The 26,187-nt window shown below is 72.2% G+C and carries 24 protein-coding genes; 7 read left to right on the top strand and 17 right to left on the bottom strand.

Going from position 1 to position 26,187, the window contains the following annotated elements:
• Nucleotides 1–137: 137 nt before the first annotated feature.
• Genes AC07AZ_RS23870 through AC07AZ_RS23860 form a run of 3 tightly spaced genes read right to left on the bottom strand, consistent with a single transcriptional unit; the run spans nucleotide 138 to nucleotide 2,985 of the window.
• Nucleotides 138–1,316 (bottom strand): dipeptidase, encoded by a 1,179-nt coding sequence (locus AC07AZ_RS23870; RefSeq protein WP_478850914.1) that lies wholly within the window; start codon nucleotides 1,314–1,316, stop codon nucleotides 138–140.
• A gap of 5 nt (nucleotides 1,317–1,321) precedes the next feature.
• Nucleotides 1,322–1,849: a 5-(carboxyamino)imidazole ribonucleotide mutase gene (purE, locus tag AC07AZ_RS23865; protein ID WP_478850912.1), complete on the bottom strand. Its 528-nt coding sequence runs from the start codon at nucleotides 1,847–1,849 to the stop codon at nucleotides 1,322–1,324.
• Nucleotides 1,846–2,985 (bottom strand): 5-(carboxyamino)imidazole ribonucleotide synthase, encoded by a 1,140-nt coding sequence (locus tag AC07AZ_RS23860; RefSeq protein WP_478850910.1) that lies wholly within the window; start codon nucleotides 2,983–2,985, stop codon nucleotides 1,846–1,848. The genes purE and AC07AZ_RS23860 overlap by 4 nt, the downstream gene beginning before the upstream one ends.
• Nucleotides 2,986–3,249: 264 nt before the next feature.
• Between AC07AZ_RS23860 and AC07AZ_RS23855 the strand changes: the two genes are divergently transcribed.
• A complete protein-coding gene (locus AC07AZ_RS23855; RefSeq protein WP_478850908.1) occupies nucleotides 3,250–3,834 on the top strand; it encodes a GtrA family protein in 585 nt (194 codons plus the stop codon).
• Between the two features lie 109 nt (nucleotides 3,835–3,943).
• Here AC07AZ_RS23855 and AC07AZ_RS23850 read toward each other — a convergent pair whose 3' ends face one another.
• Nucleotides 3,944–5,224, bottom strand: a complete 1,281-nt coding sequence (locus tag AC07AZ_RS23850) for an ATP-binding protein (RefSeq protein ID WP_478850906.1) — start codon at nucleotides 5,222–5,224, stop codon at nucleotides 3,944–3,946.
• 166 nt (nucleotides 5,225–5,390) lie between these two features.
• Nucleotides 5,391–6,068, bottom strand: a complete 678-nt coding sequence (locus AC07AZ_RS23845; RefSeq protein ID WP_356042789.1) for a response regulator transcription factor — start codon at nucleotides 6,066–6,068, stop codon at nucleotides 5,391–5,393.
• Between the two features lie 557 nt (nucleotides 6,069–6,625).
• Between AC07AZ_RS23845 and AC07AZ_RS23840 the strand changes: the two genes are divergently transcribed.
• Nucleotides 6,626–8,131, top strand: coding sequence for a peptide MFS transporter (locus AC07AZ_RS23840; RefSeq protein ID WP_478850904.1), 1,506 nt, complete (start codon nucleotides 6,626–6,628; stop codon nucleotides 8,129–8,131).
• 168 nt (nucleotides 8,132–8,299) lie between these two features.
• Here the strand turns inward: AC07AZ_RS23840 and AC07AZ_RS23835 are convergent, their stop codons facing one another.
• The 6 genes from AC07AZ_RS23835 to AC07AZ_RS23810 all read right to left on the bottom strand — a co-directional run bounded on the left by AC07AZ_RS23835 (nucleotide 8,300) and on the right by AC07AZ_RS23810 (nucleotide 13,962).
• A complete protein-coding gene (locus AC07AZ_RS23835; RefSeq protein WP_478850902.1) occupies nucleotides 8,300–9,625 on the bottom strand; it encodes a hypothetical protein in 1,326 nt (441 codons plus the stop codon).
• Nucleotides 9,622–10,716 (bottom strand): hypothetical protein, encoded by a 1,095-nt coding sequence (locus AC07AZ_RS23830; RefSeq protein WP_478851005.1) that lies wholly within the window; start codon nucleotides 10,714–10,716, stop codon nucleotides 9,622–9,624. Before AC07AZ_RS23830 ends, AC07AZ_RS23835 begins: the two co-directional genes overlap by 4 nt.
• A gap of 53 nt (nucleotides 10,717–10,769) precedes the next feature.
• Nucleotides 10,770–11,684: a COG1470 family protein gene (locus tag AC07AZ_RS23825; protein WP_478850900.1), complete on the bottom strand. Its 915-nt coding sequence runs from the start codon at nucleotides 11,682–11,684 to the stop codon at nucleotides 10,770–10,772.
• Between the two features lie 30 nt (nucleotides 11,685–11,714).
• Complete coding sequence (locus AC07AZ_RS23820; protein ID WP_478850898.1) at nucleotides 11,715–12,425, bottom strand: LPXTG cell wall anchor domain-containing protein; 711 nt, start codon at nucleotides 12,423–12,425, stop codon at nucleotides 11,715–11,717.
• Nucleotides 12,426–12,850: 425 nt separating this feature from the next.
• On the bottom strand, nucleotides 12,851–13,357 hold the full coding sequence (locus AC07AZ_RS23815; RefSeq protein WP_478850896.1) for an ATP-binding protein: 507 nt from the start codon (nucleotides 13,355–13,357) through the stop codon (nucleotides 12,851–12,853).
• Nucleotides 13,358–13,557: 200 nt separating this feature from the next.
• Complete coding sequence (locus AC07AZ_RS23810) at nucleotides 13,558–13,962, bottom strand: STAS domain-containing protein (RefSeq protein ID WP_478850894.1); 405 nt, start codon at nucleotides 13,960–13,962, stop codon at nucleotides 13,558–13,560.
• 238 nt (nucleotides 13,963–14,200) lie between these two features.
• Between AC07AZ_RS23810 and AC07AZ_RS23805 the strand changes: the two genes are divergently transcribed.
• Nucleotides 14,201–15,106 carry an RNA polymerase sigma factor SigF gene (locus AC07AZ_RS23805; RefSeq protein WP_478850893.1) on the top strand — a complete coding sequence of 302 codons (906 nt, stop codon included), beginning with the start codon at nucleotides 14,201–14,203 and terminating at the stop codon, nucleotides 15,104–15,106.
• A gap of 228 nt (nucleotides 15,107–15,334) precedes the next feature.
• A complete protein-coding gene (locus AC07AZ_RS23800; RefSeq protein ID WP_478850891.1) occupies nucleotides 15,335–16,891 on the top strand; it encodes a ricin-type beta-trefoil lectin domain protein in 1,557 nt (518 codons plus the stop codon).
• 27 nt (nucleotides 16,892–16,918) lie between these two features.
• Here the strand turns inward: AC07AZ_RS23800 and AC07AZ_RS23795 are convergent, their stop codons facing one another.
• Both AC07AZ_RS23795 and AC07AZ_RS23790 read right to left on the bottom strand, forming a co-directional pair.
• Complete coding sequence (locus AC07AZ_RS23795) at nucleotides 16,919–17,179, bottom strand: hypothetical protein (RefSeq protein ID WP_478850889.1); 261 nt, start codon at nucleotides 17,177–17,179, stop codon at nucleotides 16,919–16,921.
• A gap of 57 nt (nucleotides 17,180–17,236) precedes the next feature.
• The gene (locus tag AC07AZ_RS23790; RefSeq protein WP_478850887.1) at nucleotides 17,237–17,644 is read right to left on the bottom strand and encodes an ATP-binding protein; all 408 of its coding nucleotides are present in this window, start codon (nucleotides 17,642–17,644) and stop codon (nucleotides 17,237–17,239) included.
• A gap of 202 nt (nucleotides 17,645–17,846) precedes the next feature.
• Between AC07AZ_RS23790 and AC07AZ_RS23785 the strand changes: the two genes are divergently transcribed.
• Nucleotides 17,847–18,698, top strand: coding sequence for a helix-turn-helix domain-containing protein (locus AC07AZ_RS23785; RefSeq protein WP_478850885.1), 852 nt, complete (start codon nucleotides 17,847–17,849; stop codon nucleotides 18,696–18,698).
• A gap of 8 nt (nucleotides 18,699–18,706) precedes the next feature.
• Nucleotides 18,707–19,105, top strand: coding sequence for a DUF397 domain-containing protein (locus tag AC07AZ_RS23780; RefSeq protein ID WP_478850883.1), 399 nt, complete (start codon nucleotides 18,707–18,709; stop codon nucleotides 19,103–19,105).
• On the opposite strand, the gene hutI is transcribed toward AC07AZ_RS23780, so the two are convergent.
• From hutI to hutU, 4 genes are read right to left on the bottom strand one after another with little or no spacing between them, the layout of a single operon-like run.
• Nucleotides 19,068–20,240: an imidazolonepropionase gene (gene hutI / locus AC07AZ_RS23775; RefSeq protein WP_478850881.1), complete on the bottom strand. Its 1,173-nt coding sequence runs from the start codon at nucleotides 20,238–20,240 to the stop codon at nucleotides 19,068–19,070. The two genes, AC07AZ_RS23780 and hutI, sit on opposite strands and share 38 nt — an antisense overlap.
• Nucleotides 20,241–20,281: 41 nt before the next feature.
• Nucleotides 20,282–21,649 carry a formimidoylglutamate deiminase gene (locus AC07AZ_RS23770; RefSeq protein WP_478850879.1) on the bottom strand — a complete coding sequence of 456 codons (1,368 nt, stop codon included), beginning with the start codon at nucleotides 21,647–21,649 and terminating at the stop codon, nucleotides 20,282–20,284.
• Nucleotides 21,646–22,869, bottom strand: coding sequence for an allantoate amidohydrolase (locus AC07AZ_RS23765; protein WP_478850877.1), 1,224 nt, complete (start codon nucleotides 22,867–22,869; stop codon nucleotides 21,646–21,648). Before AC07AZ_RS23765 ends, AC07AZ_RS23770 begins: the two co-directional genes overlap by 4 nt.
• The gene (gene hutU / locus AC07AZ_RS23760; RefSeq protein WP_478850875.1) at nucleotides 22,866–24,530 is read right to left on the bottom strand and encodes a urocanate hydratase; all 1,665 of its coding nucleotides are present in this window, start codon (nucleotides 24,528–24,530) and stop codon (nucleotides 22,866–22,868) included. The genes AC07AZ_RS23765 and hutU overlap by 4 nt, the downstream gene beginning before the upstream one ends.
• Nucleotides 24,531–24,645: 115 nt before the next feature.
• Here hutU and AC07AZ_RS23755 point away from each other — a divergent pair, with 115 nt between their 5' ends.
• A complete protein-coding gene (locus AC07AZ_RS23755; RefSeq protein WP_478850873.1) occupies nucleotides 24,646–26,100 on the top strand; it encodes a type III PLP-dependent enzyme domain-containing protein in 1,455 nt (484 codons plus the stop codon).
• The last annotated feature ends 87 nt before the right edge of the window (nucleotides 26,101–26,187 follow it).

The following is a 26,187-nucleotide window of genomic DNA, read 5'->3' as shown; positions in this document are numbered from 1 at the left end:
GTCCTGATCTCCGTACCGTCACCGTCGCACGGGGCCGGGGTGGCTTCCTGGTGGGTGGGGCGTTCGGGGGTACGCCGTCGCCGTCCCCCGGCCGCGGGCGCGAGCCGGGGGGACGGCGACGGAACGGCGTGGGCTGGTCAGCCGTCGAGCGACTCGATCGTCGCGTTGGACGGCCCCCGGGTGGCCTGGAGGTCACGGGCCACGTCCTCGGCCGCGCCCAGCACCCGTACCGCGTTCTGCCAGGTCAGCTTGGCCAGGTCGGTCCTGGACCAGCCGCGGTCCAGCAGTTCGGCGATCAGGTTGGGGTAGCCGGAGACGTCGGACAGGCCGTCCGGGGTGAAGGCCGTGCCGTCGTAGTCGCCACCGATGCCGAGGTGGTCGACGCCCGCCACCTCACGCATGTGGTCGAGGTGGTCGGCGACCGTCGCGACCGTGGCGAGGGGACGGGGGTTCGTCTCCTCGAAGGCGCGGTGCACCTTCATCGCCTCGGCGCTGGTCTCCAGGGGGTGCAGGCCGTGGGCGCGCATGTTGTCGTCGGCCGCGGCCGTCCAGTCGACGGCCGCCTGGAGCACGAACTTCGGCACGAACGTCACCATCGCCATGCCGCCGTTGGCGGACAGCCGCGCCAGCACGTCGTCGGGGATGTTGCGCGGGTGGTCGCACACGGCCCGCGCGGAGGAGTGCGAGAAGATCACCGGCGCGGTGCTGGTGTCCAGCGCGTCCCGCATGGTCGTCGCGGCCACGTGCGAGAGGTCGACGAGCACGCCCTCGCGGTTCATCTCCCGCACGACCTCGCGGCCGAAGGCCGACAGACCGCCGACCGCGGGTTCGTCCGTCGCCGAGTCGGCCCAGTCCACGTTGTCGTTGTGGGTGAGGGTCATGTACCGCACGCCGAGCGCGGCCAGGGCACGCAGGGTGGCGAGCGAGTTGTCGATGGAGTGGCCGCCCTCGGCGCCCATGAGGGAGGCGATCCGGCCCTCGGCGCGCGCGGCCTCCATGTCGGCGGCGGTGAGCGCGGCGCGCAGGTCCCCGGGGTGACGGGCGACGAGCTGCCGTACGCAGTCGATCTGTTCCAGCGTCGCGGTGACCGCGCCGGGCAGGTCCGAGCGCACGTACACCGACCAGTACTGCGCGCCGACGCCGCCCTCGCGCAGGCGCGGGATGTCGGTGTGCAGGTGGGCGTTCTGGCGGACCGCGATGTCGCGGGCGTCGAGGTCGTAGCGGACCTGTTCGCGCAGGGCCCAGGGCAGGTCGTTGTGCCCGTCGGCGACGGGGAACTCGCGCAGCAGTTCCCGGGCTTCGTCGAGCGAGGTCATCCGCGTCACTTCCCGAAGCCGAAACCGCCGGTGGACCCGGAGTCGACCTTGGCGCGCAGCCGCTTGCCCTTCTCGGTGGCCTGGTCGTTGAGGTCCTGCTGGAACTCCCGCATCCGGCCGAGGAGTTCCTCGTCGTGGGCGGCGAGGATGCGGGCGGCGAGGAGACCGGCGTTGCGGGCGCCGGCGACCGAGACGGCCGCGACCGGGACCCCGGCCGGCATCTGCACGATCGACAGCAGCGAGTCCATGCCGTCGAGGTACTTCAGCGGGACCGGGACGCCGATGACGGGCAGCGGGGTGACCGAGGCGAGCATGCCGGGCAGGTGGGCGGCGCCGCCCGCGCCCGCGATGATCACCTTGAGCCCGCGGTCCGCGGCCTGCTCGCCGTACGTGATCATCTCGCGGGGCATGCGGTGCGCCGAGACGACGTCGACCTCGTAGGCGATCTCGAACTCGTCGAGGGCCTTGGCGGCGGCCTCCATGACGGGCCAGTCGGAGTCCGACCCCATGACGATGCCAACAGTCGGGCTCATTCGGTGATCGTGCCTCTCAGGTAGCCGGCAGCGTGACGGGCGCGCTCCAGCACGTCGTCGAGGTCGTCGCCGTAGGTGTTGACGTGGCCCACCTTGCGTCCGGGCTTCACGTCCTTGCCGTACATGTGGATCTTCAGCTGGGGGTCGCGGGCCATGCAGTGCAGGTACGCGGAGTACATGTCGGGGTAGTCGCCGCCGAGGACGTTGACCATGACCGTCCACCGGGCGCGCGGGCGCGGGTCGCCGAGCGGGAGGTCGAGGACGGCCCGGACGTGGTTGGCGAACTGGGAGGTGATCGCGCCGTCCATCGACCAGTGGCCCGAGTTGTGCGGGCGCATCGCGAGTTCGTTGACGAGGATGCGGCCGTCGCGGGTCTGGAACAGCTCGACGGCGAGGTGGCCGACGACACCGAGTTCCTTGGCGATCCGCAGCGCCATCTCCTCGGCCCGCAGCGCCAGGTCCTCCGGCAGACCGGGGGCGGGTGCGATCACGGTGTCGCACACGCCGTTCACCTGCTGGGACTCGACGACCGGGTAGGCCACGGCCTGGCCGTGCGGCGACCGTACGACGTTGGCGGCCAGCTCGCGGACGAAGTCGACCTTCTCCTCGGCGAGCACCGCGACGCCCGCGCGGAACGGCTCGGCGGCCTCCGCCGCGGAGTCCACGACCCACACGCCCTTGCCGTCGTAGCCGCCCCGGACGGTCTTGAGGACCACGGGGAAGCCGTCCCCCTCCGCGGCGAAGGCCGCCACGTCGTCGGGGTCGCTGACGAGGCGGTGCCGGGGGCAGGGCACCCCGATCGCGGTGAGCTTCGCCCGCATCACGCCCTTGTCCTGGGCGTGCACGAGCGCGTCGGGGCCCGGGCGGACGGGGATGCCGTCCGCCTCCAGGGCCCTGAGGTGCTCGGTGGGGACGTGTTCGTGATCGAAGGTGATCACGTCGCAGCCCCGCGCGAAGTCACGCAGCGTGTCGAGGTCGCGGTAGTCGCCGATGACGACATCGCCGACGACCTGCGCCGCGGAATCCTGAGGGGTGTCACTGAGGAGCTTGAACCTGATGCCGAGCGGGATGCCCGCCTCGTGTGTCATACGGGCGAGCTGGCCACCGCCGACCATGCCGACTACGGGGAACGTCACGCCCCCAGGGTATCGGCCGCGCCACCCCGTCCGGTTTCCGCTCCTCCCGACAACCCCCCGAGGCACTCCGTACGGCCCCGCGCGGGCCCCCGCCCGGTCCCGCACCCCGCCCCGGACTTCCGCTCTTACCGGTCTTTTCCCGGCCTCTTGCCGATCTGTTTCCGCTCTCTTCCCGGTGCTGTGACCTCATCCGCGGGTGCCGGCGCGAAGGGGTGGTTAGCATGGCTGGGTTGACGAAATCGGAAGACAGGGGCCTGGACAGCCATGGAACGCAGTTCCTCGGGGCCTCGTGCGACGCCCCCCACCTCCCGCAGCGCGGCGCGTGAGCGCCTGGACCGGCTGACGCGTGAGATCGCGAAGTTCGGCGCGGTGGGCGGGGTCGGTGTCCTGGTCAACCTGCTCGTCTTCAACCTCGTCCGGCACACGACCGACCTCCCGGTCGTGCGGGCCAGCGTGGTCGCCACGGTCGTCTCGATCGTCTTCAACTACGTCGGCTTCCGCTACTTCACCTACCGGGACCGGGACAAGAGCGGGCGCACCAAGGAACTCGCGCTGTTCCTGCTGTTCAGCCTGATCGGCCTGGTCATCGAGAACGGGGTGCTCTACGCGGCGACGTACGGCTTCGGCTGGGACAGCCCGCTGCAGAGCAACGTGTTCAAGTTCGTGGGCATCGGCGTCGCCACGCTGTTCCGGTTCTGGTCGTACCGCACCTGGGTGTTCCGGGCGCTGCCCGCCAGGGAGGCGGTGGCCAGCGCGGAGTCGTTCCTGGAGCGGGCGGCCGAGAAGGCGGCGGGCAAGACGGACAAGGCGGCCGGCAAGAAGCCGCGCCCGCACCAGCGCGTGGGCTGACCCACCCCCCTGCCCCCACCGCACCCCGGCTGTCCTCAGCACCCCCGCTCCGGCCGGCACCGTGACTTCGCCGGGGCCCGCGGGCCCCGGCACAGGCCCCCTGCGCCCCCTACCGCACCGTGGGTTCCTCGTCCTCCAGCGCGACCGCCGGCTTCTTCAGCGGGGTGCGTGACAGGAAGAGCCCGAACACCGGCGGCTTGGTCTGGAGCATCTCCAGCCGGCCGCCGTCCGCCTCCGCGAGGTCACGGGCCACCGCCAGCCCGATGCCCGTCGAGTTGCGCCCGCTGATCGTCCGCTCGAAGATGCGGGCCCCCAGGTCGGCGGGGACACCGGGTCCCTCGTCGGTGACCTCGACGACGGCCTGGTTGCCGATGACGCGGGTGCGCAGGGCCACCGTGCCGCCGCCGTGCATCAGGGAGTTCTCGATCAGCGCGGCCAGCACCTGGGCGACCGCGCCCGGTGTGCCGACCGCCTGGAGATGCCGCTTGCCGGAGCTGACGATCGCCCGGCCGACGTTGCGGTAGGCGGGGCGCCACTCGGCGAGCTGCTGCTGGATGACCTCGTCGAGGTCGAAGGAGACGGCGTTGCCGGTGCGGGGGTCGCGGGAGTTGGTCAACAGCCGTTCCACGACGTCCGTCAGACGCTCGACCTGCGTCAGCGCGACGTTGGCCTCCTCCTTCACCGTGTCCGGGTCGTCGGTGAGGGTGATCTCCTCCAGGCGCATGGACAGCGCGGTGAGGGGCGTACGGAGCTGGTGGGAGGCGTCGGCGGCGAGCCGGCGTTCGGCCGTCAGCATGCGTCCGATGCGCTCGGCGGAGGAGTCGAGGACGTCGGCGACCCGGTCGAGCTCGGGGACGCCGTACCGCTTGTGGCGGGGGCGGGGGTCGCCGGAGCCCAGGCGTTCGGCGGTCTCCGCGAGGTCGGTGAGCGGGGAGGCGAGGCGGTTGGCCTGGCGGATCGCGAGCAGCACCGCGGCGACCACCGCGAGCAGCGCCACCAGCCCGATGATCAGCAGGGTGCGGCCGACCTCGCGGGTCACGGAGGAGCGGGGCTCCTCGACGCTGACCGTCTCGCCCTTCTCGCCGTCGGCCCGGCCGCGGATGACGTCACCGGTGGGCGGGGTGCCGATCTCTATGGTCGTTTCCCCGGGGATGCGGATCTCGGCGTAGCGTTCCTGGGCGACCTGGTCGCGGAGGATCCGCGCGTCCACGTTCTCGGAGCTGAGCAGGCGGCTGTCCACGATGCTGGCCAGCCGCTGCGCCTCGGAGTCCACCCGTTCCTGGGCACTGTTGCTGATGGTCCGGGTCTCGACGATGACGAGGGAGACGCCGAAGACGGCGATCACGACGAGCACCACGGCCAGGGTGGACTGGATGAGACGACGACGCACGGGGTCCTCCGGGCGGTGGGGTTACGGCGACCAGTGTGCCCCCGGGCGGTGGGGTCACGGCGACCGGTGCTCCCCCCCGGGCCGGGCGGCGCCCCGGGGCGTGAGGCGCCGGCGCGCGCCCGGTCCCGCCCCCGTGGCGCGGAGCCCGGGGAAAAGACCCGGGGAGCTAGCTCTTCTCGAACCGGAAGCCCACTCCGCGCACGGTGGCGATGTAGCGGGGGTTGGCCGCGTCGTCGCCGAGTTTCTTGCGCAGCCAGGAGATGTGCATGTCGAGGGTCTTGGTGGAGGACCACCAGGTGGTGTCCCAGACCTCGCGCATCAGCTGGTCGCGGGTGACGACCCGGCCGGCGTCGCGCACCAGGACCCGCAGCAGGTCGAACTCCTTGGCGGTGAGCTGGAGCTCCTCGTCGCCCATCCAGGCGCGGTGCGACTCGACGTCGATCCGCACACCGTGGGTGGCGGGCGGCTGCTGCGGTTCGGCGGCGCCGCGCCGCAGCAGGGCCCGGACGCGGGCGAGCAGTTCGGCGAGCCGGAACGGCTTGGTGACGTAGTCGTCGGCGCCCGCGTCGAGTCCGACGACGGTGTCCACCTCGTCGGCGCGCGCGGTCAGGATGAGGATCGGGACGGCGAGGCCCTCGGCGCGCAGCCGGCGGGCCACCTCCAGCCCGTCCATGCCGGGCAGGCCGAGGTCGAGCACGACCAGGTCGATACCGCCCTGGATACCGGCGTCGAGCGCGGTGGGGCCGTCCTCGCGCACCTCGACCTCGTACCCCTCCCGGCGCAGGGCGCGGGCCAGGGGTTCCGAGATGGACGCGTCGTCCTCGGCGAGCAGTACACGGGTCATGAGCTGATGGTAGTCCGCGGACGACCGGAGCTGGAGTGTGATCGACGGCAGTGGTTCTTACCTACGGACAAGCCGGACTCGCCGGTCCGGCCCGCCGTCGCCGCACCGCCCCGCTTCCTTCACCCCGCCTCCCCGAAGTGTGGCGCGAACCTGCGCCTCAGGGGTGCGATGCTGAGAGACGCCTTTGAATTGTGCTTGCGGTTGCATCGAAACCTGTGATCCGTGTCTCAAGTCCTTTCATTTACCGCTCTGTCCTGCCGTATGGTGAATCCACGCCTGTAGCACCGTGAGACCCTTTGGCGGCATTTGACGCCGGGGGGCACTTTTGTGTGCGGGCCGGTTGTCTCCGGCCTCGAAAGGAATGACCTGTGGCCGGGCCTCACAGCGCATCGACGCGCGCCGAGGCGTGGATCCCGGTGACCGTCGTCCGCCGCCCCGCGATCCGGGGCGGCATCCCCGTGGGCGTGGGGCGGACGTCCGGTCGGGCCGGTGCCGGCCGCCCCCCACCGGGCGCGCACTCCGTCGTGAGAGCGCGTCCCGACCAGCAAGGAACGACCATGGCGTCCAGCCTGACGAAGGATTCGGTGACTCCGGGCACCCCCGGTTCCGACAAGACCTTCTTCGGCCACCCCCGCGGACTGGCCACCCTTTTCATGACCGAGATGTGGGAGCGCTTCTCCTACTACGGCATGAAGGCCCTTCTCCCCTTGTACCTGGTGGCTCCGAACGGCCTGCATCTCGACCCGGCGACCGCGATCACCATCGCCTCGGTGTACGTGTCCCTGGTGTACCTGCTCGCCCTGCCCGGCGGCTGGTTCGCCGACCGTGTCCTCGGCCCGCGCAAGACGGTCGCCCTGGCCGGCGTGATCATCATGCTCGGCCACCTGACGCTGGCGATCCCCCAGGCCGGTGTCTTCTACGTCGGCCTGGCCCTGGTGGCCCTCGGCTCGGGCCTGCTGAAGGCCAACATCTCGACGATGGTCGGCCACCTCTACGACGGACCGAACGACCCGCGCCGCGACGGCGGCTTCACCGTCTTCTACGTCGGGATCAACACCGGCGCCTTCGCCGCGCCGCTGATCATCGGCACCGTCGGCGAGAAGGTCAACTGGCACTTCGGCTTCGCGCTGGCCGCGCTCGGCATGGCGCTGGGCCTGGCCCAGTTCCTGCTCGGCAGCCGCCACCTGAGCGACCGCAGCGACCTCGTGCCCACGCCGATGTCCGCCGTGGAGAAGTCGGCCGTCCTGCGCAAGGGCCTGACCTGGCTCGCCGTCGCCGCCGCCTTCTACGCCGCCGTCGGTCTCTCCGGCCACTTCACGCTCAACTGGGCGATGATCCCGCTCACGCTCATCGGTCTGATCGTGCCGGTCTGGGTCATCGCCCGGATCAAGCGGGACCGCGGCCTGGACACCATTGAGCAGTCGCGGGTGTCGGCGTACATCTGGTTCTTCGTGGCCGCGGCCGCCTTCTGGATGATCTACGACCAGGGCGCCACCACGCTGTCGATCTTCGCCGACTCCTCGGCCGACAACAGCGTCCTCGGCTGGGAGTTCCCGGTCTCCTGGTACCAGTCGGTCAACCCGGTCATGATCATGGCCGCCGCCCCGGTCTTCGCCTGGCTGTGGCTGTGGCTGAACCGGCGCGGCAAGGAGCCGAGCACTGCGGTGAAGTTCGCCGTGGGCCTGGCCCTGGTCGGCGCGTCGTTCTTCCTCTTCCTCGCCCCGCTGGCGATCGCCGGGGACGGCCACAAGGCCGCGGCGATGTGGATCGTCGCGATCTACTTCCTCCAGACGCTCGGCGAGCTGACGCTGTCCCCGGTGGGCCTGTCGGTCACCACGAAGATGGCGCCGGCGAAGTACGCCTCGCAGATGATGGGTGTCTGGTTCCTCGCGGTCACCGCGGGCGACTCGGTCACCGCGCTGCTGTCCAACCCGGCTGTCGGCGGTGTCAACCTCGACCGGAGCGGCTTCGTGGCGCTGGAGGCCGTCCTCGCGGTGCTCGCCGGTGGCGCGGTGTACATGTTCCGCAACAAGGTCAGGAGCCTGATGGGCGACGTGCGCTGACCTCCCCGGCCGGGCGCCGGACCAGCCACCCGGCCACCCGGCCCGGACCGCAGGTCAAGCCGGCCCGGACCGCAGGTCAAGCCGGCCCGGGACCGCAGGTCAAGCCGGCCGGTTCACGCGGAAAGGGCCGCCGCACTGCGGCGGCCCTTTCCGTTCCCCTCCGCCCGGTCAGCGCGGATGCCGCCGGGGCAGGAAGGTGAAGACCGCCGCGCCCAGCAGTACGGCCGTGCCGGCCACCAGGCCGAGGGCCTTGAGCGCGCCGTGGTCCCCGGCACCCGTCTCGGCCAGGCCGCCGCCGGCCGACGTACCCCCGGAGGAGGAGCCGCCGGAGGAGGACGAGCCGCCGGACGCGCCGCTCGCCTGCTCGGTGGTGTCCAGGGTCAGTGAGACCAGGGCCTTCGTGGGGGTGCACGTCGTGGTCGTGCCGAGGGCCTTGATCGTCAGCACACCCGGGGAAAGGGTCGACTCACCGCTGGCGCCCGGCTTGTAGGTGCCGGTCAGGTCGGGGATCGTCATCGGGTCGCCCGTCTTGATGGGCGCGGAGTTGGTCGGCCCCTCCGTGTGCACGGTGCCGGTGTCCGCGCCGCCCAGGACCACCTCCATCGACGGCTTGACCGAGTCCTTCGGGATGTCGGCCGGGCTGTCCATCACCGACTTCTTGAACTGCACGGTGAGGTCGTAGCTCCCGCCGTTCTTCTTGGCGTTGATCTGCACGGGCGAGGTCACGTCTTTGTCGCCGAGGGGCGTGTCACACGCGTAGGGGACCTGGACCTCCTTGCCGGTGAAGTCCGTCTGCCCGGTGCCCGTCCCGTCGCTCGGGCTCGCGGTGCCGCTCGGCGTGGTCGTCGGGGAGGTGGAGCCGGTCGGGGTGGGGGTCGGGGTGGGGGTCGGCGTCGGCGTCGGAGTCCCAGTCCCCTCCCCCGCCGTCACGTTGATGGTCGCCGCCGGCTGCACGGCCTCCGTGGGCGCGCACTTGGTGTCCGTCGACATGACGTTGACGTCGTACGCGTCCGGAGTGAGGGTGAGGGTGCCGGGCGCCGTGAGCTTCAGGGTGCCCTTCATGTCGGACAGCACCATGTCGCCGCCCTTGGGGATGGCGGGGTTCTCGCGCGGTCCCTGCATCGCGATGTCGGCGGTCTGCGCGCCCGCCGCCTTGAGCGTGCCGGACGGCTGGACGGAGTTCGCCGGCAGGTCGATGAGGTCGGGGTTCTTCGAGGCGGCCTGGACGAACTTCCACACCACCTGCACCTCGTCGCCGACCTTCGCCGTGGCCGGGGCGGTGATCTCCACCTTGGCGGTGCCCTCGACGGGATCGAGGCCGACGCCCGCGGGCGGGACGCACTTGGTCGCGTACGCCACCTCGGCGGCCTGGGCGGGCCCGGCGGCCACGCCGAGCAGGGCGCCCGCGCCGCCGAGCGCGAGTGCGGCGCAGACCGCGCCCGCTCGTCGGCCGCGACGCGGACCGGCCGGCGCGGCTCTCCTTGGCTTGCTCACGTGGAACCCTTCCTGGTCTGAGTCGTGGGACTCGTGGGAGTCCCAGGACTTGCTGAGGTCTCAGGGCTCGCCGAGGTCGCAGGACTCGCCGAGTTGTCGTCGTGCGGTGCGGAGAGCCGGCCCGGTGTGCCCGGGTCGGAGTCGGGGGTGAACCACGGCAGGGCCGTCGGGGAGGGTGGTTCGGGTACGGGGGTGCGCAACCCCGGGAGCCGGACGGTGAGTTGGGACAGGCGGGGGCCGCGGTGGCGGACCCCGCCCGGGCGGCGCGGCCGTACCCGGTCCACCACGGCCATCCCGGCGCGGAACAGCGCGGCCGGCACGACCAGGCCGACCAGGACCCAGAACAGGGTGACGCCCCAGGGCCGGCCCACGCCCCAGGGCTGTTCGGCGAGGACCTTGCCGGCGTACTTCAGCGAGACGGTGTAGTCGCCGTGCGCGCCGGCGGACAGTTCGACCGGGAGCTTGACGCGGGCCTTCCCGCCGGGCGGGATCGTGCCGTGCCACTGGCGTTCCTCCCACTGCGGGGCGAACACGCCGTGCGAGGTGCCGATCTGGAAGACGGGGTTCTTCACGGCGGAGGTGCCGACGTTGCCGACGGTGAGGTCGAGGGTGCGGGCGGGCGGCCCGCCGAACCAGGTGAGCAGGCCGCTCGACCCGTCGAGGCGGGTGTCGGTGAGGACGGACAGGCGCCCGCCGCCCGACTCCGCGGGCAGCGGCTCGACGGCGTGCCCGGCCACCTGGAAGGCGGCGTCCGCCTCGGCCGCGGCGCCGGTCACCGTCGCCACGTGGATGACGCACGGACAGGGCACCGGCGGCTCGGTGACCGGCAGTTTCCGGCCGAACCGGCCGCGGGCGTCGGTGGTGACGGCCCGGCCGTCCGCGTTGGCGCAGGAGTTGGTGCCGCCGATCACGCCGCGGGAGGGCACGGCCTGTCCGCACACCAGCAGCGTCAGCAGGGCGTGCGGCGGCCAGCCGGCGCCGGTGACGGTGACCGAGCCGCCGGTGCCCGCCTGCGCGGCGGAGAGCCGCACGCTCGGTCCGTCCGCCGCCGCGACACCCGCCAGGGGCGCCGGCAACAGCACCAGCACCATCACGAGGACCGCCGTCCGTGCCCTGCCGCGGACTCCGCCGCGCGCTGTGCGGTTCACGTCACCACCTCCGCCGGCCCGGCTTCGGAACGGGGGTCTTCGGACACCGCGCCGCCGTCGGGCGCACGCCGTGCGCGCTGTCGTACGACGGTGAGGGCGGCGAGCGCCGCCACCGCTCCCCCGGCCGCCGCCACCGCGCCCCCGGGCACGAACCCCGCCGAGGTGCCGGCCGCGTCCCGCGCCCCGCCCGCGGCCGTCACCGTCAGCCGTACCTCGACGGCGTCCAGGGCGGGCCGGCCGGGCCAGGGCTCACTGAGCCTGAGCCGGCGGCCCGGCGGCAGGTCGAGGGGCAAGGTGCGCGGGGCGCGGTCGAGGAGCGTGCCGAACACCCCGTCGGCGTGCACGGCGAGCCGCGGCACGAGGACGGTCGTACCGCGGTTGACCAAGTCGTAGGTGATCCGGTCGCCGTGCACGGCGAGGTGCTCGACGGTCAGCGCGGACAGCGCGGGACCGCCGACGCGCAGCAGGACGGGTACGGACCGGGAGCGGCCGCCGGTGTCGTGGACGACGATCGCGCCGGAGCGGTCGCCGGGGGCGGCGCCCGCCGGGACACGCACGGTGAACGGGACGTCGGCGCGGGTGCGGGCGGGGACGCGCAGGCCGCGGTCGGCGAAGGTGACGCGGAGTCCGGTGGCGGCGAGCCGTACGGTGACGGGTCTCCCGCCGCGGTTGACCACGGACACCGTGTCCTGCAGGACCGTCCCCGCGGCGCCCTCGGCGTAGAAGGAGGGCCGCCCGGCACCGGCGGGCGCGACGGTCCAGCCCCGGTCGGCCGCGGCGGCCGGGCCGGCGGCCGGCAGGACCAGCACGACCGTCAGGCACGCCAGGCACAGCAGAGGCAGCACGGACCGCGCGGACCGGTCCGGCAGGGTGGTCGCGGGCGGGGGCAGGGCGCGGATCGGGGAGGGCATGGGCGGCTCCGGCGTCGTACGGACGTCCTGTCAGCGGCGGACCCGTGCCGCCTGGTTTCTCCGCGTCAGCCACAGCGTGCCCGCCGCGCCCGCGAGCAGCACGGTGCCGCCGAGGGTGCCGAGGGCGACCGCCGAGTCGTCGGGGCCGGTCTGCGGGAGTTGGGCGCCGGAGTCGCCGCCGCTCTGCGGGGTCTGCGTGGATCCGCCGCCACCGCTTCCGCCCGCCGCCGTCACGTCCAGCGTGAGAGAGGGCTTGGGGCTGTTCGTCGGTGTGCACGTGGTCGTCGTGCCCAGCGCCTTGATGGTGAGCACACCCGCCGTGAAGGTGACCTTGCCGGTCTTCTTCGGGGTGTACGTGCCCGTCAAGTCGTTGATCTTGATGGGGGTGTTGGCGGGGATCGCGGCCTGGTTGGCGGGACCGGTCACCGCGACCGTGCCACTGTCGGCGCCGCCCACGGTGATGGTGGCGCTGGGGCTCATCGCCCCCTTGCCGAGCTCGACCGGGCTGGAGGAGACGCCCTTCTGCCAGGACATGGTGAGCTTGTAGCCGCCGCCGCTTTTGACGCCCTTGATGTCGATGGGCGAGACGGCGCTCTTGTCGCCGATCGGCGTCTTGCACTGGTAGTTGACGTCGACGACCTCGGCGTGGGCAGCGGGGGCGGTCATCAGCACCGCCGAGCCGGCCAGGGCCGCGGCGGACGCGAGCGTGGCGGTTCGTCTGTGGAACGTCCCGTTCGACACGGTCCCCTCCTTCCTGAAGGCGTTTCCTGACGGCACATCAGATCGGCCGTCAAGGTACGCCGGGGGCCTTGAGGAAGGAAGACACAGCACGCGCCGGATCTGTGGCGATCCGGCGCGCAGGGTGTGACGTAGGGGAATGTGCGGGTGGGACACGGAACTCGGGCGGGCACGGGGACGCGTGCGGGCACGACAACCCGGCGGGCACAAGGGCGCGTGCGGGCACGGGGACGCGTGCGGGCACGACCACACGGCGGGCACAAGGGCGCGTGCGGGCACGGGGACGCGTGCGGGCACGACCACACGGCGGGCACAAGGGCGCGTGCGGGCACGACGACACGGCGGGCACGAGGACCCGGCGGGCACGAGGACGCGTGCGGGCACGACGACCGGCGGGCACGAGGACGCGTGCGGGCCGGCGGGAACTGCTAGGCGGGTGCGCCCAGTTCCGCCCAGACCGTCTTGCCCGGGGCTCCGGAGGCCCGCACGACGCCCCAGTCCAGGCACAGCCGCTGCACGATGAACATGCCGTGGCCGCCGGGGCGGCCGGCGCGGTGCGGGGTGCGGGGGGCCGGCTGGCCGGCGCCCCGGTCGGAGACCTCCAGCCTGATCACCTTGTTGTCGCAGGAGATCAGCAGCTCGTCCGGGCCCTCGGCGTGCAGGCAGGCGTTGGTGACCAGCTCGGACACGACGAGCAGTACGTCCTCGGCGGCGGCCCGCTGGTCGGCGGTGGCCGCGGGCATCCAGCCCCAGGCGTACAACGCCTGGCGGGTGAAGTCGCGGGCCAGCGGCACGACACCGCTCTGCCCGTCGAAACTGAGCCTGCGGACCTGACGACCCCCCGAAGACACGGCCGCGCCTCCCTCGGACACCCCGGAAGCACCGCTGGGCTCCGGGCCGCGGTCGCCCGGCGGGTAAGGCCGGGTGGTGCTCATCAGCGCTTCACCTCACCGATTCACCAGTTCACGATTCACAGGTCACCACACGGTCGGTACGACATCGGGTACGGAACTCTCCTGCCCGACCCAACGGGCAGAACACCCCGGATCCGGCACCAAACCGCGTGACGCCTGAAAAACGCCGGTCACAGGGGGCCACCGGGACGCGGTCGGCCGACTCGTTCGCCACGATCGGCTCAGCCCTCCCCGCCGCCTCCGCCGGCACTGCCCGGCTCGTCGACAAGGGCCGCCTCGACACTGTCATGGACAGCGAAGACGGCGTCCGCCCCTGTGATTTCGAACACGCGTGCGACTACGGGCAGCATACCCGCGAGATGCACCCCACCTCCGACGGCCTCCGCCTTGAGCCGCGCGCCGAGCAGCACGTTCAGCCCCGTGGAGTCGCAGAACTCCAGGCGTGAGCAGTCGACCACCAGTCGACTGAATCCCTTGGCGAGGCAGCCCTCAAGCGGCTCGCGCAACAGATCGGCGGTGTGGTGATCCAACTCACCTGCCGGGGTCACGACGGCGCTGGAGCCCTCTTCCCGCACTTCAACCAGAAGCCGGCCAGACTGTGCGCTGCCGACCGTCCCGCGGTCCATGCCGTCTCTCTCTCCCGACGTCGTGGCTGCTGACTGACGACCTCGAACACTACGCCCTCCCAGCGCCCTTCAACACCCGAACATCCACCCGCAAACAGACATTTGCGCACAAAAAATACTTGCGATGTGCTTGGGAAAGCAGGTAGGGCTAGTAGGGACACGTACTCGACACGCCGGCTTTGGAGGCGCCGCACACCGCTGTGCACAAACTGGCTTCGGCAGCCATATGCCGAGAACGATGGAGGACATCATGTCACCCCGGCTCGACGCATCGCGTACCCACGAGGCGACGTCGACATCCCCCCCGGAACATCTGAATCCCATCGAGCGCGACGACGCACTCGCCGGACTCCCGGAGATCCCGCCCTTCTACGAGGTCGGGGCGGTCGACGCACGGGCTTTGTCGAAGACCCTCTTCGAGCGGCTCTCCTCCCTGGAGGAAGGCACGCGCGAGTATTCGTACGTCCGCAACACGCTCGTCGAGCTGAACCTCGCTCTGGTCAAGTTCGCCGCCTCCCGTTTCCGCTCCCGCAGTGAGCCGATGGAGGACATCATCCAGGTCGGCACCATCGGCCTGATCAAGGCGATCGACCGCTTCGAGCTCAGCCGGGGCGTGGAGTTCCCCACCTTCGCGATGCCAACCATCGTCGGGGAGATCAAGCGTTTCTTCCGTGACACGTCCTGGTCCGTGCGCGTACCGCGCCGGCTGCAGGAACTGCGGATCGAGCTGGCCAAGGCCGGCGACGACCTGGCCCAGCGTCTCGACCGCGCGCCCACGGTGGCGGAGCTGGCGGAGCGCCTCGGCCTCTCCAACGACGAGGTCGTCGAGGGCATGGCCGCCTCGAACGCGTACACCGCCTCCTCGCTGGACGCCCAGCAGGAGGAGAACGACGCCGAGGGCACCCTCGCGGACCGCATCGGGTACGAGGACCACGGCATCGAGGGCATCGAGTACGTGGAGTCACTGAAGCCGCTGATCGCCGAACTCCCGGCCCGGGAACGGCAGATCCTCTCGCTGCGTTTCGTCGCCAACATGACCCAGTCGGAGATCGGCGACGAACTCGGCATCTCGCAGATGCACGTGTCCCGGCTGCTCTCGCGGACGCTGGTGCGGCTGCGCAAGGGTCTGACGCTGGAGGAGTAGACCCGGCGAAACGGGGCGCGGCCCCGTGACGAGCACGGTGAGCGCGGTGTGTCCGGTACCCCTCGGGGCGACGGGCACACCGCGCTCACCGTTGTGATCAGGCCGTTCACCGGTTACCTCCGGGAACCTCTTTTCCCGGGAGCCGCCTTCCCTCACTATGGCACCTTCCAAACTGGCCGGTCCGTCAGGACCGGGCCGGACCGCGTCACCGGGCGAGGAGGCAGGTGCATGGGTCGGGCCGACGGGGGCGACAACGACGTCGAGGCCGGAGGCGCGTCGTACGCGGGCGGTTACGCCGGCGCGTCCGACGCGCGGCTCACCGAGTTGCTGCGTGCCGACACCGCGTCCGCGTACGCGGCTCTGCAGGAGCTGCGGGCGCGGCACCGCGCCGCTGTCCTCGCCCATGCCCGTCTGTGCACCACGAGCGAGTCCACGGCACGCCAGCTGGCGGCCCAGGCGTTCACGCTCGCGGCCCGGGAGACCGCGCGCGGCATCGACCCGGGCGTTCCCTGGCGGCACCAACTCCTGCTGCTGGCCGGGCGGGTGGCCGCCTCCTGGGCCACGGACGGGCGGTCCGCCGGACTGGACGCCGGCCTGCTCCTGGTGCTGAACACGGCGGGACCCGGGGGCCCGGTGCCGCCCATGCTGGCCGCGTTCCAGTCGCTGCCGGCCCGCAGCCAGGGTCTCGTCTGGTACGGCATCGTGGAGCGTGAGCCGGAGGACCGCACCGCCGGCTATCTCGGCCTCACCCGCGAGGACGTCCTCTACGGCACGCGGCAGGCGGCGCAGGCCATGGCCCAGGCATGTCTGCGGCACCGCCTCGCCGCCTCCGACGACCCGCGCTGCGGCGACTTCCGCCGGCTGATCGAGGAGTCGGTGCGCCCGGACAACCCGCGGGACAGCACCGACCTGCATGCCCACATGACGCACTGCCCGCACTGCACGGCGGCCTACGAGGAACTGTCCGCGCTGCGTGACAACCCGCGCCCGGCCCTGGCCGAGGGCCTGCTGCCGTGGGCCGGCACGGCGTACGTCGCCTCCCGGACGCAAGCGCCACGGCGGCTCGACAGCCGTACCAGGCCGGGCACCTGGCCGCCGTCCCGCCGCTTCGTACTCGCCTCGGCCGCGCTCGGCGTGGCCCTCGCCCCACTGATCGTCCTGCTCGTCGTCCAGGGCGGCGGGACGCCCGGCGGGCGGGCGGCGGCCGGCACGACCGCACCGGCGGGCCCTCCGCCGGTCACGGTGACGGCGACCGTGCCGGTGACCCCGTCGCCGTCGGCCACCAGCCAGTCCCCCTCGCCGTCGCCCAGCCCGTCCCGCTCGAAGCGGACCCCGTCGAGGTCACCCTCCCCTACCCCCACGCCCTCCCCGACGCCCCCGCCCGGCGGCACGTTCGCACAGGTGGTGAACGTCGCCTCGGGCCGCTGCCTGGACATCCGCGACGGCGACCTGGAGAAGGGCACGGACGTCGTCACGGCTCCCTGCTCGGGCTCCCGCACCCAGCGGTGGCGTGTCGACGCGGCGCGCGGTGTCCTCCAGTCCTCCGCCGACACCGACTTCTGCCTGGACAGCCGGGGCTCCGTGGACGACGGCGTCGGCATCTGGGAGTGCGACTCGGTCGACGGCGACCACGGCGACAACCTGCGCTTCACCGTGGACGACGACGGCGTGATCCGCCCGGCCGTGGCCATCGCCACGGCCCTGACCCCGGCCGACGGCGACGCCCTGTCCCTGGACCGGCTGACCGGAGGCCCGGAACAGAGGTGGCGGGCGGGGGCGGTGTGAGGGGGCTCGTGGCGCGGCGATACGACGTCAGGAACCCTCGACGAAGAGTTCCCGCGCGTCGGTGACGTGGTAGGAGCGGTCCAGCCAGGTGCCCAGTTCGCCCATGTCGGTGCAGGAGAGCACACGCTCACGGACGGATTCGGAGACATCGATCCGCCGCCACCGAAGATTACGCAGAACGGCATCCGCCCTCTCCTGCGCCCGGCCTTCCTCCCGGCCTTCTTCCCGGCCTTCTTCGCGCACCTGCTCGGCCAGCGGGTGTCGCCAGAAGTACTGGATCGCCGTCATCAGGTCCCTCCACATCTGCTGAGCGTTTGGTGCCGTCCGCTGCGAGTCATCAACGAGCTACGCGGCGCCCAGGTCACACCACACGTACTTGCCCCGGTTGCCGAAGCGGGACAGTGGCTGCCAGCCCCAGACGTCCGCGCAGGCCCGCGTCAGGGCGATGCCACGGCCGCCCTCCGCGTCCGCCAGGTCCTCCAACCGCTCACCCGGCTCGGGCGGTTCGGGGTCGGTGTCCCAGGCGCCGATCCGCAGCACCCCGGGCGACCAGCGCACGCGCAGCGCGGCGGGACCCTTCGTATGGCGTACGGCGTTGGAGACCAGCTCCGAGGCGATCAGCTCGGCGGTGTCCGCGAGGCGGATCAGGCCGTGCAGGGTCAGGATCAGACGCAGGGTGCGGCGGCAGACGGTGACGGCGCGGGGATCGTTGGGGATGTAGAGGGAGTACTCCCAGGGATCACGTTCGGACATGCGTCAGCTCCTGGCGGGGTGGGGGGTGAGGTGGGCACGGGCGGTGGCATGCCTCAGCCGTCATGGCAGGACGGAGCGGTGCGCTTCCGCAGCGTGTGCGGTACGCCACTGACGGTAGGGCATTAATTTCTGCCTGTGCAACCAACTGCCGTAATCTGACACCCGAAAGTGGCACGACGGCAGGCAGGTTGGGGAGAAGCAGATGGCAGCGAGGACCCATCCCACGGCGCGCCAAATGCGCCTTGGGGCCGAACTGCGCAAGCTACGCGAAGCTGCGGGCCTCAAAGCCCGTGAGGCGGCGTCATTCCTGAACTCGACGTCGGCCCAGATGAGTCAGGTCGAGGCAGGCATCGCAGCCGTGAGTGCGGAGCGCATCCGCCGCCTCGCGGCCCATTACGCCTGCGCGGACGAAGCACTGATCGACGCTCTCGCAGCCATGGCGGGTGATCGCACGCGTGGCTGGTGGGACGAGTACCGGGGAGTTCTCCCCCAGGTCAATCTGGACGTGGCGGAGGCGGAGCACCATGCCACGTTTCTGCGCGAGGTCGTCATCACCCACGTTCCCGGGCTGCTCCAGACCCCCGACTACGCCCGAGCCGTGTTCCGGTACATGCGCCCGGAGCTACCCGAGAGCGAGCTGGTACCTCGGGTGGAACACAGGATGCGGCGACGCGCCGCCATCGAGGGAGGCCGTTCCTCCCCCTACGAGACGATCGTCCACGAGTTCGCGCTGCGCATCCGCGTGGCCGACCGCCCGGCAGCTCTCGTCCAACTCCGCTATCTGCTCGACCAGATCGAGCAAGGGCGCACCACTATCCGCGTCATCCCCACTGACCAGGATGGCTTCGCCGGAGCCGACGCCTCGATGATGTACCTCGGCGGTCCCGTGCCCCAACTGGACACCGGAATGCGTGACGCTCCCACAGGCACCCTGTTCATCGACGCTGAAGCCCAGCTAAAACGACTCCGAACACTCTTCCGTACGGTGGGGAAGGCGTCCCTGGAACCCACAGCGTCACGGGACTTCATCCACCGCCTGACCAAGGAGTTGTGAGTCACGCCATGGAGCACGCCTTGAACTGGCAGAAGTCCTCGTTCTCCGGCGGCGGCGAGGGAAACACCTGCGTCGAGGTCGCCGCCACCCCCAACGCCGTCCACCTCCGCGAGAGCGCCACCCCCGCCGACGAACTCGTCACCGGTACCGGCCCGTTGGCGTATCTCATACGGGGGCTGAAGGCGGACGCGGGCGTTAACTGGCAGAAGTCCACGTTCTCCGGTGGCGGGGAAGGGGACACCTGCGTCGAGGTCGCCGCCACCCCCAACGCCGTCCACCTCCGCGAGAGCGACGCCCCCGGCGATGAACTCGTCACCGGTACCGGCCCGTTGGCGTATCTCATACGGGGGCTGAAGGCGGACGCGGGCGTCAGTGCTCGCGTGTGCCCCGGCGCCACACCGCGCTGACCAGCGGTACGCCCGGCCGGTAGGCCAGGTGTACGTGGCTCGGCGCGTCGAGGAGGAGGAGGTCGGCACGGGCGCCGGGAGTGATCCGGCCCACGTCGTCGCGCCGCAGGGCCGCCGCGCCGCCCGCCGTCGCCGACCACACCGCCTCGTCCGGTGTCATCCCCATGTCCCGCACCGCGAGCGCGACGCAGAACGGGACGGAGGAGGTGAACGACGAGCCCGGGTTGCAGTCCGTGGAGAGCGCGACGGTGACGCCCGCGTCGAGGAGGCGCCGGGCGTCCGGCCAGGCGGCGCGGGTGGAGAACTCGGCGCCGGGCAGCAGCGTGGCGACCGTACGCCCGCTCGCGAGGGCGTCGACGTCGGCGTCCGTCAGGTGGGTGCAGTGGTCGGCGCTGGCCGCGTCGAGTTCGACGGCGAGCTGCACGCCGGGTCCGTGGGACAGCTGGTTGGCGTGGATGCGCGGGTGCAGCCCCTTGGCCCGGCCCGCGGTGAGGATGGCGCGGGCCTGGTCGCCGTCGAAGGCGCCCTTCTCGCAGAAGACGTCGATCCAGCGGGCGTGCGGGGCGCAGGCGTCGAGCATCTCGCCGGTGACCAGGGCGACATAGGCGGCCGGGTCGTCGGCGAGGTCCGGGGAGACGATGTGGGCGCCGAGGTAGGTGACCTCGTCGGTGTGGCGGGCGGCGATGCGCAGGGCGCGGGCCTCGTCCTCGACGGTCAGGCCGTAGCCGGACTTCGTCTCGAAGGTCGTCGTGCCCTGGCGCAGCGCCTCGGCGAGGTAGCGGGTGAGGTTGGCCTCCAGCTCCTCGTCCGTCGCGGCGCGGGTGGCGGCGACGGTCGTCCGGATGCCGCCGGCGGTGTAGCTCCGGCCGGACATGCGGGCGTTGAACTCCTGGGTGCGGTCGCCCGCGAACACCAGGTGGGAGTGCGAGTCGACGAAGCCGGGGAGCACCGCCCGGCCGCCGGCGTCGACCCGGTTGTCAGTGGCGGGTGCTTTGCTTGATTCACCGGTCCACACGACACGGTCGCCGTCGATGACGACGGCCGCGTCCTGGATCAGTCCGAGGGGGGAGTTGTCACCGAGGGAGGGGTCGTTGGTGACCAGCGTGGCGATGTTGCTGATGACGGTGCTGCTCATGGCGTCGTCCTCGTGGGGCTGGGAGCGGGGTTCGGTGCGCGTCAGGCGCGCAGGGCGGCCACGGCGGCCGTCAGCGCCCCCGGCACGTCGGGCACGAGCGCGTGCGCCCCGTCCCGTACGACGTGCCGGCCGCCCACGATCGTGTGCCGCACATCCGCCGCCGTCGCCGCGAATACGGCCGTCTCGGCGCCGAGCCGGGGCACCGGGCCCGCGGTCCTGACCGAGTCGAGCGCGATCGTCGTGAGGTCGGCGAGCGCGCCCTCCTCGATGCTGCCGGCGTCCTGCCAGCCGAGGGCGGCATGGCCGTCGGCGGAGGCGGCCCGCAGCAGGGCGGCGGCCGTCCAGTGGCCGCGGGTGCGGGTGCGCAGCCGCTCGTCGAGCTCCATCGCGCGGGCCTCTTCGAGCAGGTCGATGACGGCGTGGCTGTCGGAGCCGAGGGACAGCGGGGAGCCGTGCCGTTGCAGGGCGACGGCGGGTCCGATGCCGTCGGCGAGGTCGCGTTCGGTGGTGGGGCACATGCAGGTGCCGGTGCCGGAGCGGCCGAGGAGCCTGATGTCCTCGTCGGTGAGATGCGTGTTGTGGACACCCGTGGTGCGCGGGCCGAGGACACCGTGGTCGGCGAGGAGGCGCGTGGGCGTGCACCCGTGGGCCTCCTGGCAGGCGTCGTTCTCCGCGGTCTGCTCGGACAGGTGCACGTGGAGCGGGGCCCGCCGCTCCTCGGCCCATCGCGCCACCGTCGCCAGCTGGCCCGCGGGCACGGCCCGCACGGAGTGGATGGCCGCCCCGATCCGCGCGTGGTCCCGGTCCTTGAGAACTGAACAGCGTTCCGCCCAGGCCTCGGCCGTCCGGTCGGAGAAGCGGCGCTGGTGCGCGTTGGGCGGCTGTCCGAAACCGGCGGACAGATAGGCGGTGTCGAGGAGCGTGATGCGGATGCCCGCGTCGGCGGCGGCCTGGATGAGGGCCTCGCCCATCGCGTTCGGGTCGGCGTAGGGCGTGCCGTCCGGGTTGTGGTGCACGTAGTGGAACTCACCCACGGCCGTGACACCGGCCAGCGCCATCTCCGCGTACACCGCGCGGGCCAGCGCGTGGTAGGTCTCCGGGGTCAGCCGGTCGGCGAAGGAGTACATGAGCTCGCGCCAGGTCCAGAAGGTGCCGGAACCCACCTGGACGGTGCCGCGCAGGGCGCGGTGGAAGGCGTGGCTGTGGGCGTTGGCCAGTCCGGGCAGGGTGAGACCGCGCAGGATCTCGGCGCCGGGCGGCGGGGTCGGCGTGTCCGTGCGGACGGCGGTGATGCGGCCGTCGCCGCCCGCGGAGCCGCCCGTGGACACGGTGATCGCCACGCCCGGCTCGACGTTGGTGTCGAGCCAGGCGTGCTCCAGCCAGTACGTACGCGTGAGGGGGTGCGTCACCTGCAGGCCAGCCCTTCCAGAACGTCGGCGAGTGCGGTCACCCCGGCCACGCAGTCGTCCTCGGCGGCGAACTCGGCCGGGGAGTGCGAGACACCCGTGGGGTTGCGCACGAACAGCATGGCGGTCGGAATGCTCCCGGACAGGATTCCGGCGTCGTGTCCGGCACCGGTCCCGAGGACGGGCACGGCGAGGGCGGGTTCGGTGTCCTTGCCGAGGATGCGGGCCAGTTCGTCCCGCAGGGCGTGGTCGAACTCGACGACGGGCGTGAAGGACTCGCGGACCACGTCCAGGTCGACTCCGTGGGCGGCGGCGTGGTCGCGGGCCGCCTTCTCGACGCCGTCGACCACGGTGTCCAGGCTCTCCTGGTCGGCCGCCCGGGAGTCGAGCCAGCCGCGTACCAGGGAGGGGATGGCGTTGACGCCGTTCGGCTCGACCGCGATCTTGCCGAAGGTGGCGACGGCGCCGGCGAGCTCGGCCTCGCGCCGGGCGGCGAGCACCGTCTCGGCGTACGACAGCATGGGGTCGCGCCGGTCCGCCAGCCGGGTGGTGCCGGCGTGGTTGGCCTGGCCCCGGAAGTCGAACCGCCACCGGCCGTGCGGCCAGATCGCGCCGGCCAGGCCGACCGGGTCACCGGACAGGTCGAGCGCCCGCCCCTGCTCGACGTGCAGTTCGACGAACGCGCCGATGCGGGCGAGCCTCTCCGGGTCGGCGCCGATGGCCTCGGGGTCGTACCCGGCGGCCTCCATGGCCTGCGGCAGCGTGACACCGTCCCCGTCGGTCAGCCGGTGCGCCTGCTCGACGGTGAGGTGTCCGGCGGTGAGCCGGGACCCGACGCAGGCGAGCCCGAACCGGGCGCCCTCCTCGTCGCCGAAGTTGACGAGCGCGACGGGCCTGGTGAACCGCACGCCGCGGGCGCGCAGTTCGTCCAGGGCGGCGAAGGAGGACACCACGCCGAGGGGTCCGTCGTAGGCGCCGCCGTCGGGCACCGAGTCGAGGTGCGACCCGGTGACGACGGCGTCGCCCGCGGCGGGGTCGCCGAGCCAGGCCCACTGGTTGCCGTTGCGGTCGAGTTCGTAGGTGAGCCCGCGGGACTCGGCCTGCTCCCTGAACCAGGCCCGGCAGTCGGCGTCGGCCCCGGTCCAGGCGAAGCGGCGGTAGCCGCCGGAGGAGCGGTCGCGGCCGATCGGCAGCAACTGCGTCCACATGCTGTGGAAGGTCACGCGTCGTCACCCTCGCGCATGGGGATGCGGACACCGCGCTCGTCGGCGACCTTCTCGGCGATGTCGTAGCCGGCGTCGACGTGCCGGATGACGCCCATCCCGGGGTCGTTCGTCAGGACCCGGCGGATCTTCTCGCCGGCGAGCGGGGTGCCGTCGGCCACCGTGACCTGTCCGGCGTGGATGGAGCGGCCCATGCCGACCCCGCCGCCGTGGTGGATGGACACCCAGGAGGCGCCGGAGGAGATGTTCACCATGGCGTTCAGCAGCGGCCAGTCGGCGATCGCGTCGGAGCCGTCGAGCATGGCCTCGGTCTCGCGGTAGGGAGAGGCCACCGACCCCGCGTCGAGGTGGTCGCGGCCGATGGCCAGCGGGGCCGCGAGTTCGCCGCTCGCGACCATGTCGTTGAAGCGCTCGCCGGCCTTGTCGCGCTCGCCGTAGCCGAGCCAGCAGATACGGGCGGGCAGACCCTGGAAGTGGACGCGCTCGCCGGCCAGCTTGATCCAGCGGGCCAGGGACTCGTTCTCGGGGAAGAGGTCGAGGATCGCCTTGTCGGTCTTGTGGATGTCGGAGGCATCGCCGGACAGGGCCGCCCAGCGGAAGGGGCCCTTGCCCTCGGAGAACAGCGGGCGGATGTAGGCGGGCACGAAGCCGGGGAAGGCGAACGCGCGGTCGTAGCCGGCGAGTTGGGCCTCGCCGCGGATCGAGTTGCCGTAGTCGAAGACCTCGGCGCCGGCGTCCATGAAGCCGACCATCGCCTCGACGTGCCGGGCCATGGACTCGCGGGCGCGGGTGGTGAAGCCGGCCGGGTCCTTGGCCGCGGCGGACGCCATGTCGTCGAAGTCGACGCCCACGGGCAGGTAGGCCAGCGGGTCGTGCGCCGAGGTCTGGTCGGTGACGATGTCGATGGGGGCGCCCTCGGCGAGCATGCGGGGCAACAGCTCCGCCGCGTTGCCGAGCAGGCCGATCGACAGCGGACGGCGCTGGTCGCGGGCATCGGTGGCGAGCTGGAGCGCGTGCTCCAGGGAGTCCGCCCGCACGTCGAGGTAGCGGTGCTCGATGCGCCGCTCGATGGCGCGCGGGTCGCAGTCGATGCAGAGGGCGACGCCGTCGTTCATGGTCACGGCGAGCGGCTGGGCGCCGCCCATGCCACCGAGGCCGGCGGTCAGGGTGATGGTGCCGGCGAGGGTGCCGTTGAACTTCTTCGCGGCGACGGCGGCGAAGGTCTCGTAGGTGCCCTGGAGGATGCCCTGGGTGCCGATGTAGATCCAGGAGCCGGCCGTCATCTGGCCGTACATGGTCAGGCCGAGGGCCTCCAGGCGGCGGAACTCCTCCCAGTTGGCCCAGTCGCCGACGAGGTTGGAGTTGGCGATGAGCACGCGCGGGGCCCACTCGTGGGTCTGCATGACGCCGACCGGGCGGCCCGACTGGACGAGCATCGTCTCGTCCTGCTTGAGCGTGCGCAGGGTGCGGACCATGGCGTCGAAGGAGCGCCAGTCGCGGGCCGCCTTGCCGGTGCCGCCGTAGACGACGAGCTTGTCGGGGTGCTCGGCGACCTCCGGGTCGAGGTTGTTCTGCAGCATCCGCAGGGCGGCCTCCTGCTGCCATCCCAGGGCGCTCAGTTCCGTACCGCGGGGCGCTCGCACGGGGCGGGGTCCTGACATGGTCTGCCTCCAAGCGGATTGTTGCTGCCGTTATTCACATACTCACCCTCTGAATAGAGCTAGTCAATACAGGGGTCGGCCCGCACCGGCACCTCGCGGGTGTTTGGCTGGACGCATGGGCACGGACAACGACATGACGGGGCACGCCGTGGACGACAGCTGGGACCGGGCGGACGGGCGGGCGGCACCTGTCCCGCGCGCGGGCGTGGACGCGGGCTCCGGTGCCGACCGGGTCGTCCGCCGCGACCAGGCGGTGCGGGCCGCCGTGGAGCAGGGGCTGCTCGCACCCGGCGCTCCGATCGTCGCCCTGCTCGACGTCACCGGCATCCGGGAGTCGGCGGCCGAGCTGACGGCCGCCTTCGACGCGGTGGTGGCGCCCGGTACGCCCGTGCTGCACGCCTTCGCCGTGAAGGCGACCCCGCTGGTCCCGGTGCTGCGGCTGCTGCACGAGGAGGGGATCGGCGCGGAGGTGGCGAGCCCCGGCGAGCTGGCCCTCGCGCGCGCGGCGGGCCTGCCGCCGTCCCGCACGGTCCTCGACTCGCCCGCCAAGACCCCGGCGGAGCTGCGCGAGGCGCTGGCCCTCGGGATCGCGGTCAACGCGGACAACCCGCAGGAGCTGGACCGCATCGACGCGCTGATGCGCTCCGCCACCACCCGCTCCCCGCTCGGCATCCGGGTGAACCCGCAGCTCGGCGGGGGTTCCATCGAGGCCCTGTCCACGGCCACGGCGACCTCGAAGTTCGGCGTGGCGCTGCGCGACGAGGGCGCGCGCGAATGGGTCGTACGGGCCTACGCGGACCGCCCGTGGCTGACCCGGCTGCACGCGCACACCGGGTCGCAGGGCATCCCGCTGTCGCTGATGGCGCGGGGCGCGGCGGAGACCTACGCGCTCGCCGAGGAGATCAACCGCCGTGTCGGCCGGCCGCAGATCGACACGATCGACATCGGCGGCGGACTGCCGGTCAACTTCGGCTCGGACGCGACGGCACCTACGTACGCGCACTACGCGCGCCTGCTGCGGGAGGCGGTGCCGGGCCTGTTCGACGGGCGGTACGGACTGGTCACCGAGTTCGGGCGGTCGCTGCTGGCCAAGCACGGGACGGTGGTGGCCCGGGTGGAGTACGCCAAGTACGCCGGCGGGCGGCCGGTGGCGGTCACGCACGCGGGCGTCCAGGTCGCGGCGCGGACGGTCTACGTACCCACGGCGTGGCCGCTGCGCATCGCCGCGTACGACGCGAAGGGCCGGCCCAAGAGCGGACCCGGGGTGGTGCAGGACATCGCGGGGCCGGCCTGCTTCGCGGGCGACCTGCTCGCCTCCGGACGCGAACTGCCCCTCCTCGAACAGGGCGACTACGCGGCGGCACTGGACACGGGCGCCTACTATTTCGCCCACCACTACGCCTACAACTCCCTTGCCCGGCCCGGCATCTACGGCTTCGCCGCCGACGGGGCCGGGGGCGTCGCCTTCGCGACCGTCCGCGAGCAGCAGACCGTACGGGAGATCGTGGCCGAATCCGGAGGGGCGCACGCCGCCGCGCTCACCACCCTCCGGGCGTCCGGGCGCGATTGACCGACTCCCTCACAACATGCTGGTCAACTGGGCTGTGTTTGAGGTCAGTTGACCCACCTTAGCCATCCGCAGCATGTTCCGCCGGAA

This window comes from Streptomyces sp. NPDC043878, assembly GCF_056435735.1.
This window is presented reverse-complemented; position numbering and strand designations above follow the sequence as displayed.